This window comes from Anaerohalosphaeraceae bacterium (assembly GCA_037479115.1).
GTDB lineage: Bacteria > Planctomycetota > Phycisphaerae > Sedimentisphaerales > Anaerohalosphaeraceae > JAHDQI01.
Genome location: JBBFLK010000013.1, coordinates 60,995 through 79,546 on the forward strand (window position 1 = coordinate 60,995; position 18,552 = coordinate 79,546).

Annotated in this window: 14 protein-coding genes; 3 read left to right on the forward strand and 11 right to left on the reverse strand. The window is 55.8% G+C overall.

Annotation, left to right across the window (positions count from 1 at the left end; genetic code table 11):
* Positions 1-23: 23 nt before the first annotated feature.
* On the forward strand, positions 24-1,436 hold the full coding sequence (miaB, locus tag WHS88_07855) for a tRNA (N6-isopentenyl adenosine(37)-C2)-methylthiotransferase MiaB (protein MEJ5260086.1): 1,413 nt from the start codon (positions 24-26) through the stop codon (positions 1,434-1,436).
* Here miaB and tsaE read toward each other — a convergent pair.
* From tsaE to WHS88_07875, 4 genes are all read right to left on the reverse strand, one after another.
* Positions 1,421-1,885 (reverse strand): tRNA (adenosine(37)-N6)-threonylcarbamoyltransferase complex ATPase subunit type 1 TsaE, encoded by a 465-nt coding sequence (gene tsaE, locus WHS88_07860; protein MEJ5260087.1) that lies wholly within the window; start codon positions 1,883-1,885, stop codon positions 1,421-1,423. The genes miaB and tsaE overlap by 16 nt on opposite strands.
* Positions 1,882-2,796, reverse strand: a complete 915-nt coding sequence (locus WHS88_07865; protein MEJ5260088.1) for a thiamine-phosphate kinase — start codon at positions 2,794-2,796, stop codon at positions 1,882-1,884. The genes tsaE and WHS88_07865 overlap by 4 nt, the downstream gene beginning before the upstream one ends.
* A 33-nt stretch (positions 2,797-2,829) precedes the next feature.
* Complete coding sequence (gene argH, locus WHS88_07870; GenBank protein MEJ5260089.1) at positions 2,830-4,221, reverse strand: argininosuccinate lyase; 1,392 nt, start codon at positions 4,219-4,221, stop codon at positions 2,830-2,832.
* A gap of 87 nt (positions 4,222-4,308) precedes the next feature.
* Positions 4,309-5,277: a hypothetical protein gene (locus WHS88_07875; protein ID MEJ5260090.1), complete on the reverse strand. Its 969-nt coding sequence runs from the start codon at positions 5,275-5,277 to the stop codon at positions 4,309-4,311.
* A 138-nt stretch (positions 5,278-5,415) separates the two neighbouring features.
* Between WHS88_07875 and sppA the strand changes: the two genes are divergently transcribed.
* Complete coding sequence (gene sppA, locus WHS88_07880; GenBank protein ID MEJ5260091.1) at positions 5,416-6,495, forward strand: signal peptide peptidase SppA; 1,080 nt, start codon at positions 5,416-5,418, stop codon at positions 6,493-6,495.
* A gap of 62 nt (positions 6,496-6,557) precedes the next feature.
* The gene (locus WHS88_07885; GenBank protein ID MEJ5260092.1) at positions 6,558-7,103 is read left to right on the forward strand and encodes a hypothetical protein; all 546 of its coding nucleotides are present in this window, start codon (positions 6,558-6,560) and stop codon (positions 7,101-7,103) included.
* On the opposite strand, the gene WHS88_07890 is transcribed toward WHS88_07885, so the two are convergent.
* The 7 genes from WHS88_07890 to WHS88_07920 form a co-directional block, all read right to left on the reverse strand.
* A complete protein-coding gene (locus tag WHS88_07890; GenBank protein ID MEJ5260093.1) occupies positions 7,066-8,700 on the reverse strand; it encodes a hypothetical protein in 1,635 nt (544 codons plus the stop codon). The genes WHS88_07885 and WHS88_07890 overlap by 38 nt on opposite strands.
* Before the next feature lie 10 nt (positions 8,701-8,710).
* Complete coding sequence (locus WHS88_07895) at positions 8,711-10,141, reverse strand: glycoside hydrolase family 125 protein (protein MEJ5260094.1); 1,431 nt, start codon at positions 10,139-10,141, stop codon at positions 8,711-8,713.
* 27 nt (positions 10,142-10,168) lie between these two features.
* Positions 10,169-11,275 (reverse strand): ROK family protein, encoded by a 1,107-nt coding sequence (locus tag WHS88_07900; GenBank protein ID MEJ5260095.1) that lies wholly within the window; start codon positions 11,273-11,275, stop codon positions 10,169-10,171.
* Between the two features lie 24 nt (positions 11,276-11,299).
* Positions 11,300-12,460 carry an MFS transporter gene (locus WHS88_07905; protein MEJ5260096.1) on the reverse strand — a complete coding sequence of 387 codons (1,161 nt, stop codon included), beginning with the start codon at positions 12,458-12,460 and terminating at the stop codon, positions 11,300-11,302.
* A 62-nt stretch (positions 12,461-12,522) separates the two neighbouring features.
* Positions 12,523-14,829, reverse strand: a complete 2,307-nt coding sequence (locus WHS88_07910) for a GH92 family glycosyl hydrolase (protein MEJ5260097.1) — start codon at positions 14,827-14,829, stop codon at positions 12,523-12,525.
* A gap of 2 nt (positions 14,830-14,831) precedes the next feature.
* Positions 14,832-16,004 carry a glycoside hydrolase family 76 protein gene (locus tag WHS88_07915; protein MEJ5260098.1) on the reverse strand — a complete coding sequence of 391 codons (1,173 nt, stop codon included), beginning with the start codon at positions 16,002-16,004 and terminating at the stop codon, positions 14,832-14,834.
* Entirely contained in the window at positions 15,989-18,484 is a 2,496-nt protein-coding gene (locus WHS88_07920) for a beta-L-arabinofuranosidase domain-containing protein (protein MEJ5260099.1), read from the reverse strand. Before WHS88_07920 ends, WHS88_07915 begins: the two co-directional genes overlap by 16 nt.
* Between the last annotated feature and the right edge of the window lie 68 nt (positions 18,485-18,552).

Genomic DNA, 18,552 nt, shown 5'->3' on the forward strand with positions numbered 1-18,552 from the left:
TTGCGTTATACTGACCGGTTCCGATGGACGGCAAAAAAATACATTTAAAGAGTTTCGGCTGCCAGATGAACAAACTGGACTCGTCGCTTCTGGCCGCCGCCCTGACCGAAAACGGATGGGAAATGACCGATTCGCCCGCCGAGGCCGATGTCGTTGTCATCAACACCTGCTCCGTCCGTGAACACGCCGAACAGCGGGTCTTCTCGCACCTGGGCCACCTGCAGCATCTGAAAAAAAGCCGTCCGCATCTGCTCGTGGCCGTCATCGGGTGCATGGCCCAGCGGCTTGGGCCTCAGCTGCTTGAGCATCCGGTCGTGGATTTGGCCGCCGGCCCCGAACAACTCCACGAAGTCCCCGCCCTGCTTCAGCAGGCGATTGAGGAACGGCGAAAAATCCTTGCCGTTACCGAAACAATTCGCCGACCCGCCGACAGCCCGGATGTCCATACTGTCAGCGAGAGGCTGGACGAGTTTGAGGTTGCCTATGATTCGGATGAAAATCATCTGAAATCGCAGGCCTTTATCCGAGCCATGCGCGGGTGCAACAATTTCTGCACCTTCTGCATCGTTCCTTATGTCCGCGGGCCTGAAGTGTCTCGGCCGCCCAAGGTCATTCTGCAGCAGGCCCAAAAACTGGCCGAGCAGGGCATTCAGCAAATCACCCTGCTGGGGCAGACAATTAACTCCTACCGTTATACCGAAAACGGCCGCACTTATACCTTAGCCGACCTGCTCGAGATAGTCAGTCAAATTGACTCAATCCGGTGGATTCATTTCATTACCAGTCATCCGGCCAAAATGGAGGACTCTGTTTTTGAGGCGATGGCCCATCTGCCCAAAGTCTGCCCCTACCTGCACATGCCCGCTCAGAGCGGCTCGGACAGGATTCTGAAGGCGATGAACCGCGGCTACACGGCCCGACAGTACCTGGACCTGATTGAAAAAGCCCGGTCGATTGTCCCGAATCTGGCCGTTACCGGCGACTTTATCGTCGGCTTTCCGGGGGAAACAGAAGAGGATTTTGAGGCCACGGCCGATCTGGTCCAGAAAGTCCGCTACAAAAACTGCTTTATCTTCAAATATTCCCCGCGCCCGGGCACCTATGCGGATAAGCGGCTTGAGGACAATGTGCCTGCGGAAGTCAAACAGCAGCGAAATATACGACTGCTTGAACTGGTCAACCAAATTGCGGAAGAAGACAACCGGCGATTTTTCGGACAAACGCTTGAAGTGCTTGTGGAAGGCCCCAGCAAAAAGCCCCATCTGAACAAGGCCGAGTCCGCCGACCAGCCCCAGCTGATCGGCCGCACCGCTCACGACTATATTGTCGTCTTCAACGGCCCTGCCGAGCTGGCCGGACAATTCGTCCAAGTCAAAATCACAAAAACTTCCGCCCTGACCCTTTTTGGGAAATGGGTCAATCAAGCCAGGAAATAGGGGCAGTTTTGAATGGTAATTCGCCGCTCTGTAGGCCCCTCATGCGAAAAATCAATCCGGATATAGTCCAACCCCTCCAGAGCCGCCATCACCTTATCCGCCCATTCGATTAAAAGAACCGCATCCGGCCCCAGATAATCCGAAATCCCCAGATTTTCGAATTCATGAATCGATTTGAGCCGGTAGGCATCGATATGATACACCGTCAGCTGGCCGTCCCGAGCGCAATACTCATTCATCAAAACAAACGTCGGGCTGTTCACGGCTCCCAGCCCCGCTGCCCCCAGTCCGGCTGCAACCCCCTTGATAAAATGCGTCTTGCCCGTCCCGAGCGTCCCAATCAAGGCGGCAACCTCGCCCCCCTTCAGTGCCGACCCGAACCGCCGGCCCAGTTCTATCGTCTCTTCGGGCGAATGCGTAATCGTTTCAAAAACCTTCATCTCGGTCATAAATGGTCAAACCCCCGCGGCACCAGTTCTTCCACCCGCCCGTTCGGCATCCGAATTTGCATGCGGCGGCTGTCCGTAATCCTCCCGATAACGGTCAGCGGAACCATCGAAAAGCCCTTCAATTTTTCCCACTGGTCCTGACGGAGTGTAAAGAGAAGTTCAAAATCCTCGCCGTCATTCAGCGCCGCCTCCAGCGGATTGGGCATTTGTTGGGCCGCCTCCGAAATCGGAATTGCCTCCGCCTCCAGCAGGGCTCCGACGCCGCTTTGCGTACAGATTCGGTTCAGGTCCGTGCTCAGTCCGTCCGTAATATCCATCATCGAATGAATCCGGGCCAGCCGCGTCATCTCCAGCGCCTCCTGCACCCGCGGCACAAACTCCAGGTGTTTGCCCTGAATAGACCCGCCCAGGGTGCCGGTCACACAAATCAAATCTCCGACCTGGGCTCCGCTTCGCCGCACCGGCGGATGATGCCCGCTGGGCCGGCTGAGCATGGTATAGCAGAGAACCAGTTTGCCCTCCGGGTGCCGCCACTTCGTAATATCCCCGCCCACCACTTCGCAGTCAAAGGGCTCACCCGCCCGCACGCGACCGGCATGCAGCTGCTTGAGATGCTCGATGCCGAAATTCGTCGGCAGCGACACGGCCGCCACGGCACAAAGGGGCACCGTCGCCATCGCCGCGCAATCGCTCAGCGAGGCCGCCATCGCCTTATAGCCCGCCTGCTCAAGCGTGCAGGAGGACAGGTCAAAGTGCACGCCGTCCATCAGCGTATCGGTGGTAATCAGAACCGATACCCCCTCCGCCAGCTGAATCTCGGCCATATCATCCCCAATCCCTATTGGGAACCGCTTCGGGTCCAGCCGGGACTGTCGGGCAAACCAGGATGTAATTTCGTCTTCACGCGACATAAAGATGAAATTTTTTCTATTTGCTTTTTCAAATCACTGTTCTTTGATTTTTTCCTTCCAATACTGAATTTGCGCTCGGGTATTTTTAAGACTGCCGGCGCCGAGCGTCTTGTAGTTCCTGCACACGCCGGCGGGGTCCAAAACATCATACACATCCCTGTCAATCATCCGGCAGACGGCCTGCATCTGCTCCAACGACAGCTGCGAGAGTTTGACCTTGCCCTCTTTTTCGCACTGGGCCACGAGAGTCCCGACAATGCCGTGCGCCTCCCGGAACGGAACTCCTTTGCCGACGAGATACTCGGCCATCGCCGTTGCATCCAGAAATCCTTCCTCCAATCCCTGCGCAATGCGCTTTGTCTGAAACGTCGTATGCTCAACAATCGCCCGTGCCATCTGCACACACGCTTCCGTCACATCAGCCGCCCGAAAGACATGCAGCTTGTCCTCCTGCAGGTCCCGATTGTATGTGGACGGCTGGGCCTTGAGAATCGTCAGCATCCCTACAAGGGCCCCATAGACTGAACCGGTCTTGCCCCGAATCAGCTCCAGCATATCCGGATTGCGCTTTTGCGGCATCATGCTCGACGAGGTGCAGTAGGCATCCGCAATTCGGATAAAGCCGAACTCGGTTGTCGCAAACAGAATCCAGTCCTCGGCCAGTCGAGACAGATGGGCGGCAATCAGGGAGCAGCAGAAGATAAACTCGGCACAAAAATCCCTATCGGAAACCGAATCAATGCTGTTATAGGCAATGTCGGCAAAACCGAGGGATTTGGCCGTCATTTCCCGGTCCAGCGGCAGGGTCGAGCCCGCCACAGCCCCGCTGCCCAGCGGACAGACATTCAGGCGTGTACGGCAGTCTTTCAGACGGCCCCAATCTCTGGCCAGCATCTCCACAAAACTAAGAAGATAGGCCCCAATTGTCACCGGCTGAGCCCGCTGCAGGTGCGTATAGGCAGGCATAATGTCCTCCGCATACTGTTCGGCCTGTTTAACCAGCGCCCGCTGCAGGTCCGTCAGATACGCCTGCAGAATCTCAATCTCATCCCGCATCCAGAGCCGCAGATCCGTTGCCACCTGGTCATTGCGGCTTCGTCCGGTGTGCAGCTTTTTTCCCGCCTCGCCGATTTTGGCAATCAGCGCCGCCTCCACCGCCATATGGATATCCTCCTGCCGCTTGTCAAACTCAAACCGGCCTGAGGCAATCTCCTCGGCAATCTCCAGAAGCCCCTTCTTAATCTCCGCCAGCTCGGCCCGGGTAATCAGTCCCTTCGCCGCCAGCATCTCGGCATGCGCAATCGAACCGGCGATATCGTGCTTATACAACCGCCTGTCGAACGACAGCGACTCCACAAAATCCACCGCCAGTTCATCCGGTCCGCCCGCCAGCCGCTTTTCCCAGCTTTTTTCGCCTTGTGCCATGGTCAGTCTCCAGACAGAATAAAAGACCTCTTGTGTCTATTTCGGAATCATAGACCGCCGCAGGGAATCTGTCAATTGATGATTTGGTTACTCCTTTTGGTTTGATTCAGACGAGCCGGCCGCCGAGAGCTCCTCCTTCGGACGCGTCTTCCAGCGACGGTGAATCCACCAGTATTGCGTTGGGTCCTTTCGGATAAACTCCTCCAGGGCTCGTGTGTATTCCTGAGCCAGCCAGCCCAGCGGGTCCTGCTTATTCTGCCATTCCTGCGGCCAAATAATCCGACTGCATTCCATCTCAAAGAAAAAGCGGTTTCCCACCCGGCGGCTGCCCCCAATCACCAGCGGCAGGTTGTAATGAATCGCCAGCAGGGGAATGCTCTTGTAAGAGCTGGCCTTGCGTCCGAAGAAATCCACAAAAATGCCTTTGCGCCCGGCGTCCTGGTCGGCAATAAAACACAGCGTCGCCCCTTCTTTGACCAGCTGCTCCATCTGCTCGGAGGCCCCAAACTTGTCGATAATCTTCTGCCCATGACGCTGACGAATGCCGTACAGGTAGCGGTTGATGTAGGGATTATCCAGAGGCCGAGCGATGCTGTACACATTAAACCCCCACTGCCCGAGCATATACCCGATAATTTCAAAGTTGCCGTAATGCCCGGTAGCCATCAGGAGTCCTTTTTTTTCGTGCATCATCCATTTCACACGCTCGATGTTAATCAGCCGGGCATAATCAGGCCAGCGCTCCTTGACAACCAGCCGGGGCGTAAAGAACACATCCATCACGAGCATCACCAGATGCTCAAACGAACGCCGTCCCACCTCCTCATGCCAGCGGAGGTCTTTTTCCGGATATGCCGCCTGAAGATTCTCCAGGGCCCTCATCCGTCCGCGGGGATAGTATTTCCAGAGCAAACGCCCTAAAAAACACGCCAGCCGCAGATTCCATTCAATCGGAAAGAAGCCCAAAACAAAAAAGAGAACCCGAACGGCCGCATATCCCAGCCAGTCCAGAATCGGATTCCGTTCCTTTTTCTTTTTTTTCTTTCGCTGCAGCACGTTTTTTTGATTCCTGACCCAAAAATAAGAAAATTCTATTATTTCAACAGGACTGGAATTGTCAAGAATAGTTCCTTGACTGTCCATTATTGGATTCTTACAATTCTCTAATAAAAAATAATTTCGGAAGGGTTTGATATGGATTTTAATAATTATAAACCGGTAGAACCGTCGGCGTCGGCCCCAATCCCGACGGCAATTCCCCTGCAGTCTCCCCCTCCCCCTTCGCCTCCGCCTCCTCCGCGCAAAAAAGGAATCGTCTGGAAAATCTTCTGGGGAATTGTGCTGGTCCTCTCCATCCTGACCAATCTGCTCCTTTTGGCGGCTTTAGGGGGAATGGCAGCACTCCTTTCCTCTACGGCTTTTCGAGGGGTCGAGCGGCAATTTGAAGAATCCGTCCTCATTGAGGGCCCCCGACACCAAACTCTGGCTGTCCTTAATCTCAAAGATATAATTGACGAGACCGCCAGTGAACAGGTCCGCAAACAGCTTGAACAGGCCGCCAATGACACCTCTATTCGGGGGATTATTGTCCGAATCATCAGCCCGGGCGGGTATGTTTCCTCCAGCGACCAGATTTACAATGAAATCAAACGCTTTCGGGAACGGACCGGCAAACCTGCCGTTGCTTTTATGCAGTCTGTGGCGGCCTCCGGCGGGTATTACTCCGCAGTCGCCTGTGACAAGATAGTCGCTGAACCAACCGTCATCACCGGCTCTATCGGCGTGATTCTGAGCCATCTGGTGATTCAGGACCTGCTGGAGCAAAAACTCGGCATCAATCCGGTGGTTGTCAAAAGCGGCGAAAAGAAAGACTGGCCCAGTCTTTTCCATCGAACGACGGAAGAACAAACCGCCTACCTGAAGGAAAAACTGATTCAGCCCGCCTTTGAGCGGTTTCTCGAAGTCGTCTGCGAAGGCCGACGGGATGTCTTAACTCCCGAAGAGGTACGGCGTCTGGCCGACGGCAGCATCTATCCTGCACCGGAAGCCCTCCAGAAGCGGCTGATTGATCAAATCGGCTACCTGCACGATGCCGTCGCCGTCACGGAACAATTGGCCGGAATTCAGGGTTCCCGCGTCATTGAATACAAAGAGCGGTTTGCCTTCTGGGACCTGCTGGCCGCACAGGGAAAAACTTCATTCAAATTCGACACGAAAACTCTTCACCAATGGACCACTCCTCAACTAATGTATCTATGGGACGGAAGACCCTAAACCAAAACATTTCTATTTCACCGAAAACAACGTGGGCTTCCCGACTGCCGCTCGGACTGCCTTTGGCTGTTTTTCTGTCGGTTTATCTGGCTTATTTTGCCGGCTGGACGGCCTTCTATGAGAAAAGGACTCACGAAATTCTGGCACTGCCGATTCTGGCTGCGGCTTTCTTTGTTTATTTTGCCAGAACCTGTCGGGAACGCCATCCGCTCTTTATCCTGTTAACCGCCCTGTCGGGGGCCTTCTTTCTCCGCGAATGGCACTTCAGCGGCACCAGTACAGGCATCTATATTGCCTTAATTATTTTGGCTGCTTTGGCATGGAAATGGAAAGAAGCCCTGAAAATCCTTCATCAGTGGCTCCCTATGAAGGTCTGGCTTCTCACGGCTTTTCTTACGTATGGTCTTTCCCAATTCACAGCACGCCGAGGATTTCGCGTTCTCCATCTCCCCCTCGAATATGAACTGCACGTCGGGCTGGAGGAAGTGCTCGAAACGGCCGCTCACCTGATGCTGCTGTACATCAGTTTTCTGTCCTGGCGATTCTCGGCCAAACCGCAGGCCGAGCTGCTCACTTCGACCCCAGATTCAGCCGAATCAGCTCAATAAACTCTTCCGGCCCGACAACTCGTACGGTGGGTTCCAGAAGGCGGACGGTCTCATAGACTTCATCCAACCCGCGGCTCCAGGCGTGAACTGTTACAAAACTGTACCCATCCGGACTGTCTGGATTTTTCGGCATGGCATTCAGTGCAGCAGCCAGCTCTTTCGGGCTTGACCGCACATGCGGATAAAACTTTTCATCACGGAAATCGAAACGAGCCGTCACAATGGGTTTTTCGCCGACCCAGAAAATCCGCCCTTGCGAATGAGCGTACGCCATATACTCCAGATAGAAAAATCCCCGCAGGCAGTCGATTTGGGCAAAGGGCTCGATGATACGGGCATAATCCTCCGTCAGCCGTTTGGCGGGCTCCAGCCGGTCAATCAGCAGAAGCGTCCGCAGGTCCGCTCGTTCCAGATATCCTTTCAGCCGTTCAGCATGTTCTTTCATTGCCGGAAAATGACTCGGATAAAAATACCCCAGCCCGCAGTACGCAACAAAGGCATCCTTTTCCGTCGCCTTCTCATACCACATCTCCAGGCCGCCGGGAGACAACTCGACCAAGGCCGGGGCCATTCCCCAGCCCATCGGAAATTGTCCCCGATGAGGATTTCGGTAAAACCGGCGGTTCGAGAAGAAGGAATGCGTACCGATTTCCGTCAGAATGTTGTCCATATCACTCAGAATGAAGGTAACGGTATGAACCCCTTCCTGCCGCATGGGCTCTTTCCGTTCGGCTTTCTGGACAAACCGCCGCTCCCTCATCACCGGCCCCAGCGAGGCGTGAACCGACAGATTCACCATCCAGTCCGAGGGAATTTGGAAAAAACCGGCCTCGGAATGCTGCTGAATTGAAACTCCTTCATCCGAGGAAGTCGGGGACTGCCAGCCGTACACCGGTGAGCAGACAGCCATTTTCTGATAGACTTTCTGTGAAAGCTCCTTATCCGGATACCACCAGTCCAATGCCCGCAGCGCCGGTCCCCAGTCCCTCAGAAAGGCCGCACTCGGATGCTGCCGGCGGGTATGGGTGTGAATGATAATCGCCTCCGGGTTAATCTGCTTCTCATAATTCTCATACACCCATCGGCAGTCTTTTCCCCGCACATCCGCCGCCATCGAATAGCCGGCCCTTTCAAAAATCTCCCGGAGACCGACATCCGCCGCCGGCGCGTCCAGAAGCCCTGCCATCGTTGTTGCCGCACTCAGTGAAGGCCGATCACGCAAATCATACAACACATACCGCCCGCTCGTGCAGGACTTCAGGGCTGCAATGAGCCCTGCAAAATCTTCTGCATAGGTCCGGTCAAATACAATCTGATGCTCGGCCGCCAGATATTCCGGAAAGGTCGGGTCGCCCAAATCAATCCAAATCCGGGGTCCGCTCGTTCGAGCGGCTATCCCCTGCAGGGTCTGCACGGCAACAAACTGACTGTCCGGCGTATCCGATTTCCTGACAAAAACATAGATAGATTGTCCCGCCTGAAGCGGCTGAACCGGTCCATACAGGGGGCTTCGTTGGATGGATGCCTTTTCTGGAGACACAGCTCCCGACGTGCTGACGCCCAGTCCGAGGACGACAGCCAAAACAGATAGGGTCATAGTCAATTCCTCAAATCTCTTCCAGTTTCAGCAGGTCCGGATATTCGTGATACACCTTCAGAATCAGTTCGCCGAAGAGCGTATTGGCCCAGGCGAACCAATGACGGGTGAAATCGTTTGGATTGTCTTTGTGGAAGGCCTCATGCATAAATCCCGTATCGGCATCCGTGGTTTTTAGCAGATGCAGACACATCCGAATCTCCTGCGGGTCCTGACTGGTCAGCCCGCGCAGAATGATGCCCATCGGCCAGATATGCGTCTTGCCGGTATGCGGGCTGCCGGCCCCTTCGGCGGCTTTGCCTTTCAGATACCAGGGATTCCACTCACTCAAAAGAAACTTTCGCGTCCGCTGATACAGCGGGTCTTTCGGACGGCAGATGCCCAGATACGGCAGCGACAGCAGACTGGGCACATTCGAATCATCCATAAACAGGACATTGCCGAATCCGTCCGCCTCATAGGCATAAATCGTCCCGAACTGCAGATGTTTGGCCGTTCCCCATTTCAAAACGGCCTTTTCCACTTCGTCGGCCAGCTGCCTGCACTCCCGCGCAAACGCCTTATCCATTCGCCCTTTTTCGTAAATCTCCGCAACCTGACGAAGCGACTGGACCGCAAACAGATTCGACGGAATCAGAAACGGCAGAACTGTTGCGTCATCCGAAGGACGGAACATCGAGGCAATCATTCCCACCGGACGCATCGGCTGGCCCGTCCCGTCAAAGACCGGCGCATCGGTCATTCGGGACGTAACCCGGATGAACCGGTATGGGCTTTGTCCATCCTTTCGCTGCTCCGTTTTAAAAGTGGAGACAATCAGCCGCATCGCCCGGTCCCAGTCGGCATCAAAACAGGACATATCTCCCGTTTGCCGCCAATATTCATGCGCCAGCCGAATCACATAGCACAGCGAATCCACCTCCCATTTGCGTTCATGAATCCCCGGGCCCGGAGCCGGACGGTCCGACGCCCAGTGAGAGGGACGATTCATATCCTTGTAAAACGCATTCGCATAGGGGTCCAGCAGAACACATTTCGTCTGCCGACGGATCAGTCCGGCAATCAGCTGACGCAGCTTGGCATCTTTCTGAATCAGCGGCATATAGGGCCAGACCTGACAGGTCGAATCCCGCAGCCACATCGCATCAATATCGCCCGTAATAATGAAGGTGTCAGGTTTTCCATCGATGATTTCAAAATCCACGGTTGTATCGAGAGTGTTCGGAAAACAATTCTCAAACATCCAGGCCAGTTTGGGGTCGCGAATCTGCGGTTTGACCTGACGAATCGTCTCCTCCACCGCCTCGCTCACAAAGGTTCGCTTTTCCAGGGGCGGACGGCGGGAAACATATTGTTCAGCCGCATGCGAAACCCCGCCCGCCATCCATCCCAGCAAGGCCGTCCATTGAATCAATCTGCTTACGGCTTCCAGCCGAATCATCTTCAGTTCCTTTCCTGAATCGTGGAATTATTTGTCCAGCTGACTCAACGCAAAGGCGTACGCCCCCACCGATACGGCTCGGCTGGTTTCCATCACTGCCCGTCCGAGCCCTATCCGCTTCATCGAATCATAGCAAACCGTCCGCCGAGAGCCGGGAACGGTAATTTCTTTTACCTGCCCGGCCAGAAAGGCCCGGCGTCCCTCCTCACTTTCCAAATCAAAACACCGCTGGACCAGCCGGTTAAACTTCTTGCCGCTGTAGCTTTCCAGCTGCCCGTTCATTTCCGCCAGGACTGCGTTAATAAACAGTGGATACGCCGCCGACAGCCCGCCTCCGATAACAATCAATCCATCCAGCAGCGTAATGGCATTCGCCAGCGCGTCGCCGAGGACTTCGCCCAGTTCTGCATAGGCCCCGACGGCCGCCGCTCGATTCCCTTCCCGCTGTCCTATCCCGATTTCATAAATCTCCTTGGGGCTGGGGGCCTGGTCAAACGGAATCCCCGCCAGCCGGGCATAGGAACCCCGTACCGCACGGATGCTCACCCCTTCCTCTGCAAAACTGTTCGGATGCCGTTTCTGGCGGACAATCCAGATTTCGCCGGCCGCAGAGTTGTCCCCGACATACAGCCGGCCGTCCGCCACAATCCCGCCTCCGAATCCTGTTCCCAGCGTCACGCCGAACAGTTTCGAATAGCGTTTCGGAGAGCCGGCCTCCTCGAGCATCCGATTCACCTTCGGCAGGAAACCGGCAATGGCCTCTCCATACGCAAACAAATCGCCGTCGTTATTGATAAAAACCGGAATCCCAAAGGTCTCTTCGAGAAAGTCCTTGAGTGCCACACCGCCCGCATACGCCGGCAGATTCCCGACATTATCGATAATTCCGTTCGGATAATCCGCGGGTCCGGGAAAGGCAAAACTGATAGCCGCCGGCTTTGTTTTCAGTCGGCTGCTCACCTGCCGAAAGCCGCTGACCATCGTTTCCAGACTTTTGGCGAGGTCATTCGCATAGGCCGGCAGACGAACCGGCTCGACAATCTCCTCAAAACCCTGCATCGCCGAAAAGACAAAGTTTGTCCCGCCCGCATCGAGCGTCAAAACCGTCCTCGGGTCCTTCTTCCAATTCTCCATTTCCCTTTCTCCTAAACGCAAGGATTAAGCACAAACCGCCTCTTTTTTGGCTTCTTTCCACAGCGACAGGACCAGCAAATACACAAAACAGACCGCGGGAACCAAAAAGGCGTTCTGTCCCCAGCCGCTGTCCACAAACTTGCCCATCAAGAGCGGCACGACCGCCCCGCCTGCAATCGCCATACACATCAGACCGCTCAATTCACTGCTGTGTTTAGGGTCTTTTTCGACCGTAATCGAAAACAGCATCGGCCAGATATTCGCATAGCCCAAACCAGCCGACAGAACACCGAGCGGCGCCAGCATGGCATTGCCGAACATCAAAATCGCCGCTCCGGCAAGCCCCAGGACCGCTGAAATTACGAAAAACATCCGCGGCGTAATCCAATGGAGCACCACCGGTCCCAAAAGCCGCCCGGCTGTGAGCATCAGGAAGAAAAACGCCGGCCCGAACTTCGAGGCCGTACTCTCCGCCACACCCATCCCTTTCATCAGAGGCATTAAAAACCGCCCCATACACACCTCCGCCCCCACATACAGGAAAATCCCAAATACGGCAAAGGCAACGAACGGTTTGCCCAGCAGGGCCAAACTGGAACCGATGCTCGGCGGCACATCCGCCTTGCTTTCCTCAACCTTCAGCATCGCCGCCCAAATGAAGGTAATCAGCATCAGGATAAAGAATATCGGGAAGACCGCCCGCCAGCCCAGACGCTCCAGCAGAAAGAATCCGGCCGCCGCCGTCACCAGATAGGATGAGATGGTACTGCCGACCCCCTTGAATCCCTGCGCCAGACTCAGATTCCGGCTGTACTTGCCCTCGGCACCGACATCCCGCAGAATGGGATTGCCCGCCACCTGCAGCAGGGTTGTGCCGATGCCCAGCACAAAAATACACCCCAGCAGAAACGCAAACCCCGGCTCAAACAGACAGGGGATCAGCATCGCCGCCGCATTCAGCCCAAGCCCCAGCAGCAGCAGATTCTTCTTGCCGATTTTGGCCGCCAGAACCCCGCCCGGCACGCTGAACACCGCAAAAGCGATAAACACAAAAAACGACAGCAGCGTTGCCATCACATTGCTCAGCTGATAATTCTGACGCACGGCCTCCGAGAACGGCCCCATTGCATCGGCGACCCCCATCACAAAAAACGCCAGCAAAATCGCTCCGGTTTTGTTCTTCATATACTCCTCTTTTTCCGTTCCAATATTGATGATTTAGTTTCTTTCAATGTGAAAATCCGGCTTTATTGTTCTCGCGACATCGAATACGGTGCATCGTTCGGTCCGCTGCCCCATTTTTCATTGGGGACAGGTCCCATCTTCAGGTCCAGCCGACCTCCCTTCATCAACTCCTGATGTTTTAAATAAGTCCGGGTGATGGTTCGCCCGTTCAGTCTGGCCGACTGAATGTACCGATTTTCCGGAGAGTTCCCCCGGGCCGCAATGATAAACTTTTTACCATTTGACAATCGAATCACCGCTTCTTCAAACAGCGGTGAACCCAGCACATACTCGCCCGTCCCCGGGCAGACCGGGTAAAACCCGAGGGCCGAGAACACATACCATGCGGAGGTCTGCCCGTTGTCCTCATCCCCGCACAGGCCGTCCGGCGTCGGATGGTAGAGCCGCTCCATCACCTCCCGCACCCATTTCTGGGTCTTCCAGGGCTGCCCGGCATAGGCATACAGATAAATCATATGCTGAATCGGCTGGTTGCCGTGGGCATACTGACCGAAATTCATCACCGCCATCTCAATAATCTCGTGAATCGGGAAGCCGTAATAAGAGTAGTCATACTTGGGCGGCGTAGTAAAAACCGCATCCATTTTGGCAACAAACGCCTCCCGCCCGCCCATCAGGTCAATCAGCCCCTGCGGGTCATGAAACACCGACCAGGTATAATGCCACGCACAGCCCTCGGTAAAATCGCCGCCCCATTTCTCCGGAATGAACGGGCTGGCCCAGGTGCCGTCTTTGTTGCGGCCCCGCATAAAATTCGTGGAGGAATCAAACAGATTTCGATAATACTGAGCCCGCCTGCGGAACCGCTCGATTTCCTCCTGCGGACGGCCCAGGGCCTGCGCCAGCTTCCAGATGGTAAAGTCATCATAACTGTACTCAAGTGTCCGTGCAGCACTTTCCCGGATGCCGACATCGGACGGGATGTAGCCCAGCTCGTTGTAATACGATACACCCATCCGCCCCACTGACCCAAGCGGTCCGGCATTCTCCGTATTCTTCAAAATCGCCTCATACAGGGTCTGGATGTCATACCCCCGGATTCCCTTCAGGTATGAATCAGCAATAATCGCCGCCGAATGCGAGCCAATCATACAGTCCCGATGTCCCGGGCTGGCCCATTCCGGCAGCCATCCGCTTTCCCGGTAGGTATTGGCCAGGCCCTCCATCATCCGCGCATTTTCCTCCGGATACAAAATCGTCGTCAGCGGGAAGGCCGCGCGGAAGGTATCCCAGAAGCCGTTGTCCGTGTACATCGGCCCCGGCAGCACTTTGCCGTTATAGGGGCTGTAATGCACGACCTGCCCCTGTGCATCCACCTCTGTAAAATCCCGCGGAAACAGCAGGGTGCGGTACATTGCCGTATAGAAATTCTGATACTGCTCTTTCGTTCCGCCGCGAACCTCCATGCGTCCGAGGTGTTCATTCCAGACAGCCCGCGCCTTCCGGCAGGTCTGGTCAAAGGTGTCGCTTGCAACCTCCCGCTTCAAATTCAATTCCGCCTGCTCCAAACTGATAAAAGACGAGGCCGCCTTGAGGCAAACCGGCTCATTGCGGCGGGTCTTCAACCGAACCGCCGCCATCACATGCTCGCCCTTGTGTTCCAGAGCCCCTTCGCGAATCTGCCCTTCATTCCAGACAATCACCTCCTCGAAATCACGGTCAAAAACCACCACAAAATAATTGGCAAAATTGTCGGGCACGCCGCCGTTGTGATTGCGGCAGTATCCGACAATCTTTCGCTCCGCCGGAACAGCCTTCACCCACGAGCCCTTGTGAAAACCGTCCACAATCACATAGGAAGCCTCTGAATCGGGAAACCAAAACCGGAATTGAGCCGCCCGCTGCGTCACCGTCATCTCCGCCGTCGTATCAGGATCCGCCAGATACACCTTGTAATAGTACGGTTTGGAGACCTCCGTCTTGTGCGAAAACCAGCTGGCCCGCTTCTCTCCATCAAATACCAGCTGGCCCTCCAGCGGCATCAGCGCAAACGCTCCGTAGTCATTAATCCACGGGCTGGGCTGATGCGTCTGACGAAATCCGCAAATCTTGTGTGCATCATGCTGATAAATCCACCCGTCGCCCATCTTGCCTGTCTGCGGCGTCCAGAAATTCAGTCCCCGCGGCAGCCCGACCGCTGGATACGTATTGCCTGTCGAAAAACCAAACCACGAATCCGTTCCCACCAGCGGATTGACATAATCAACGGGTTCCGCCGTCTTCTGTTTTGCCGCTCCGCAAACAGCCTGCAGAGCAGCCAATACCGCAATCCCGACTCCGTTCCGCCACATCTTCCATCCCGTCTTCATCTTCACTCCCGTATTGATTGGTTGGTTTCCTTGTTTCCGTAAGCCGCCGCCAGGGCCCAATATGCTCGGGCCGCCGCCGACGGATACAGCAGTTTCCATTCCTGAATCGGTTCCGGATTCGGCCGGTCCCATCGTTTCGAATAGCGTCCTTCCTTGTCCCTCACCTGCTGATGAACATACTCCATCCCTTTTCGGGCCGCCTGCCGCCACTCTTCCTGACCGGAAACCTGCCACAATTCCAGCCATGCCTCAATCAGGGTAAAGGCAAACATCGCTTCACAGTGCAGGGCCCCTGTTTTTTCATCCATCCAGCGTTCTCGGGCAGCCAGCGCCGTCCGCCGGGCCTTCTGCAGATACTCTTCGCGCCCGGTCAGCTGATACAAAAGGAGCCAGCAGCGAATCGGCATGGCGGAGTTGTAGGTCCATTTTCTCCGGCCGAGCCGCCCATCCTGCCGAATGTGGTCGAAAAACAGCCCATCCTCATCCTGAAGCGTGTTTTCCAGCCAGTCCAAAAGCCGCTGTGCCGTTTTTAGAAAGCCCATGTCTTTCGTCAGTTCGCAATAGCGCAGACAGGCAAAGGCCGTCGGCGCCGTCGAACAGGTATTTCGTCCGCGTCCGGGGGAAACCGGCTCCTGGCGCCACCAGATGCCGCCCTGCGGCGCTTCGCCGCTCAGGCAAAACTCAATGGTTTTCCTCGCCTGCAACAGAAAGTCTTTCTTTCCGCAGGCCTCATAGGCATCCAGCAGCCCCATCGCAATCCAGGCATTGTCATCATAATACCGCTCGATCTTCTTTCGCCCTTCCGGCAGACAGTCGTATCCGCCGATGCCGTTTTCCTGCACCCAATACGACTGCAGAAAGCCGATCAGCTCCTCCGTCTTTTGGCAAAAAACGGCATCCACTTTTGCCGCCTGCGCATACGCCAGCAGCAGGATGGAATGTCCCCAGGCATAGGCTGGTGCCGTGCGGCTTTGGTCCTCCGAATACCCGCCGCCCGGCAGTCGATGGTCTCGCTCGATTGTCTCCAGTGTCTCCCGTCCCCATGTCTGGAATACCTTGCCGGGCGGCAGGTTTTCTCCGCGGGCATACGGCCTTACGCCCGGGCCTGCAAGCCCAACAAGAAAGCACAGCCCCCAACCCATCCAGAAGGTTTTGTATTCTACTGCACCTTCCACTCGAGAATGCCTCCGGAAAAGCCGTCCTGCAGCTGCACTTCCAGCCGAACCGCCTGCGTCTGAATGGGCTCAAACGCTGCACGGCTCCAGCCGTCCTTGACAACCGGATAGTTCCCTGAAATGTTCACCGGCTTCCACGCTGTCCCTTCCAGAACCAGCAGACGCCACGATGCCGGCACTCGGCACTGCCCGATGCCTGTATCATCAAACCAATAGACTTCAGATTTCGACAACGTTTGCGGCCTTTCAAACCAGACCTGCACCCATTCCGTCGTCCCCTTTCGATCCCACCAGGTAAATCGCGGAATAGAATGGTCTGCGGAACGGCTCGGCTCAAGGCCGTCGCATAAAGCCGATATTTCATCGTGCAGATAGGAAGCCGTTACAGAAGCCAGCGGCGGCCGAGGAAATGTCTGGAGGTTCCATTCTTTCGCGTCCGCGCCTTCTCCAATCACCGGAAAAGCGGATATCCGCAGCCGCGCCGCCCCCATCGGAATCAGGGTCACCGTCTCGACCGGCTCATCGGACCGAACCGGGCTGTCCTGCAGCGGACTGCACAGACCGTATTGATCCAGCGTCCAGCTGACAATTTTCTTTGCCGTTGTTTTCAACTCCAGCGGCACCGCCTCATGCGTAAATGGAAAATTATCAGCCGGCCAGGACTTTCGAATGAGTTCAAATCCGTCCTCCGGCCGAGTCCCCTTCAGCACCAGGCCATAATTCCACGACGACGCCGGGTAAATTTCATAAGAAGGCCATTGCTCCTTCCGGACATCCGCCCGCCACTTGGAATCCCATACGGCAGTCTTTGTGCTGTCCGCCCGCACATACAGTTCCTGAATCTTCAGTGAGAACGTCAGCGGCCCATAGGAAACGCTTGCACTGCTGTGGTTGGCCGTCCACCGCTGCACCCGCAGCTCCATCGGCAGATTCAGCACCACCCGGTCTCCGTCCCGCCAGGTGCGCTCCAACCGAATGTATCGGCCCGACTTCGGTTCTATCGACACATGCTGTCCGTTGAGCTGCACAGAGGCCTTTGAACACCATGAAGGCACCCGCAGATACAGCGGGAAAACCGTCGGCTCAGACAGCCGCACCGTCAGCCGCACCTGTTCCTCAAACGGATAGTTCGTTTCCTCGTCGAGGATGACCTGAACTCCTTTGCCGACTTTGGCCTTGACGCGGCAGGCCGCGTACAGCGCTGCACAAAGCCCGCTGTCCGGGGTCGCCCACCAGAGCGACTTGGCATAATTCGGCCAGCCGTGGGAATGGTTATGCTGACAGCACCGGTGGCTGAACGGATTCATCAGCAGAAACGGTCCCTTGTTGTCCAGACCCGGATGGTGGTCCGCCCCGCTGCTGACCGGCTGATTCGGCGCCGTCAGGTACCGCAAGGCCCGAAAATCCGGCATCACCGCCGCCGGATACGTATTCAGCGCAACCTCCTCGCAGTGGTCCGCCCAGAATGGGTCTCCGGAGATGCGCATCATCATTTGGTCGGAAAACATCTGTTCGACAATGCCGCAGGTCTCAATGCACTGCCGCGGGTCGTCAAATCCAACCCGGCAGTTTTCATCCCCGCCGAACATCCCTCCGGGCACCTGTCCGAAACGCTTCCGCACCTGCCAAAAGTTTTTGTAGGCAAACTCCAAATCGCGGGAATTGCCGCTCAGAAGAAAATAAACCGCCGGCTCCCGAAAACCCTGGGCGATATTTACATTGTGCCAGTTGGGCAGGTCGCCTTCCATTCGCCAGTCGGCCGTCCGCCGGTGAATCTTTTCCGCCAAATCGAGCAGCGGCTTGTCGCCCGTATGATTGTACAGCCACAGCACGCTGTACAAATTGTCTCCGCCGCGCATCCGCTGCCAGTAGCCCGTCAGAAACTTTTCCTCCGGCACAGTCAACTGATAGGCGAAATACCGCCGCATCAAGTCCAAAACACGCTTATCGCCGCTCCAGTCATAATACGACTGAAGACAATACAGCATCACCATATTGCCCCAGTAGTCCCGCGAGCCGTCCTCCAGACGCATATCCGGCCCGAAATCCCCATCCGGACGCTGACTGCGGAGCACCCCTTCCATCCAAAACTTCGTCTCTGCTATCATCGCCGGCTCATTCAGCAGATATGCCAAATCCTGATAGCCCCGCAGCCAATACGGCACTTCCTCCCAGCCCCATTTGCCCCTGCCGTCCGCACTCAGCCAGGCATTGTCTTCTTTCTGCAGCCAGGCGCTGATTTCCTCCAGATTCCCTGTCATTCCGTCCCGCTGCCTCTTGAGATATTCTCTCAGCCAGCCCTTCGGCTCAATCGACCCGACCGGCAGCTCCAGAAAATAAACCGGCTTCAGAGGCGCTCGGCTGCTGACATAATGCGGATTCACCGAGGCAGCATCCGGACGCTCGACAACCGTAATGGAATCTGCGGCCGCTAGTCCCGCCCATAGGGAAATTACTAAAAAACACCTCTGGATTGTCATAAATTCATCCTTTGTCTTGCTGTCCGCATCCTTTTATCAACCGTCCTGAGAAAGCGGAATTTGTACCG

What these genes read in the sequence shown, in the direction of transcription:
- WHS88_07905 (MEJ5260096.1), bottom strand. Translation starts at nt 12,460, where the DNA reads ATGAAGAACAAAACCGGAGCGATTTTGCTGGCGTTTTTTGTGATGGGG.
- WHS88_07910 (MEJ5260097.1), bottom strand. Translation starts at nt 14,829, where the DNA reads ATGAAGACGGGATGGAAGATGTGGCGGAACGGAGTCGGGATTGCGGTA.
- tsaE (MEJ5260087.1), bottom strand. Translation starts at nt 1,885, where the DNA reads ATGACCGAGATGAAGGTTTTTGAAACGATTACGCATTCGCCCGAAGAG.
- WHS88_07920 (MEJ5260099.1), bottom strand. Translation starts at nt 18,484, where the DNA reads ATGACAATCCAGAGGTGTTTTTTAGTAATTTCCCTATGGGCGGGACTA.
- WHS88_07890 (MEJ5260093.1), bottom strand. Translation starts at nt 8,700, where the DNA reads ATGACCCTATCTGTTTTGGCTGTCGTCCTCGGACTGGGCGTCAGCACG.
- WHS88_07895 (MEJ5260094.1), bottom strand. Translation starts at nt 10,141, where the DNA reads ATGATTCGGCTGGAAGCCGTAAGCAGATTGATTCAATGGACGGCCTTG.
- WHS88_07900 (MEJ5260095.1), bottom strand. Translation starts at nt 11,275, where the DNA reads ATGGAGAATTGGAAGAAGGACCCGAGGACGGTTTTGACGCTCGATGCG.
- WHS88_07865 (MEJ5260088.1), bottom strand. Translation starts at nt 2,796, where the DNA reads ATGTCGCGTGAAGACGAAATTACATCCTGGTTTGCCCGACAGTCCCGG.
- miaB (MEJ5260086.1), top strand. Translation starts at nt 24, where the DNA reads ATGGACGGCAAAAAAATACATTTAAAGAGTTTCGGCTGCCAGATGAAC.
- argH (MEJ5260089.1), bottom strand. Translation starts at nt 4,221, where the DNA reads ATGGCACAAGGCGAAAAAAGCTGGGAAAAGCGGCTGGCGGGCGGACCG.
- sppA (MEJ5260091.1), top strand. Translation starts at nt 5,416, where the DNA reads ATGGATTTTAATAATTATAAACCGGTAGAACCGTCGGCGTCGGCCCCA.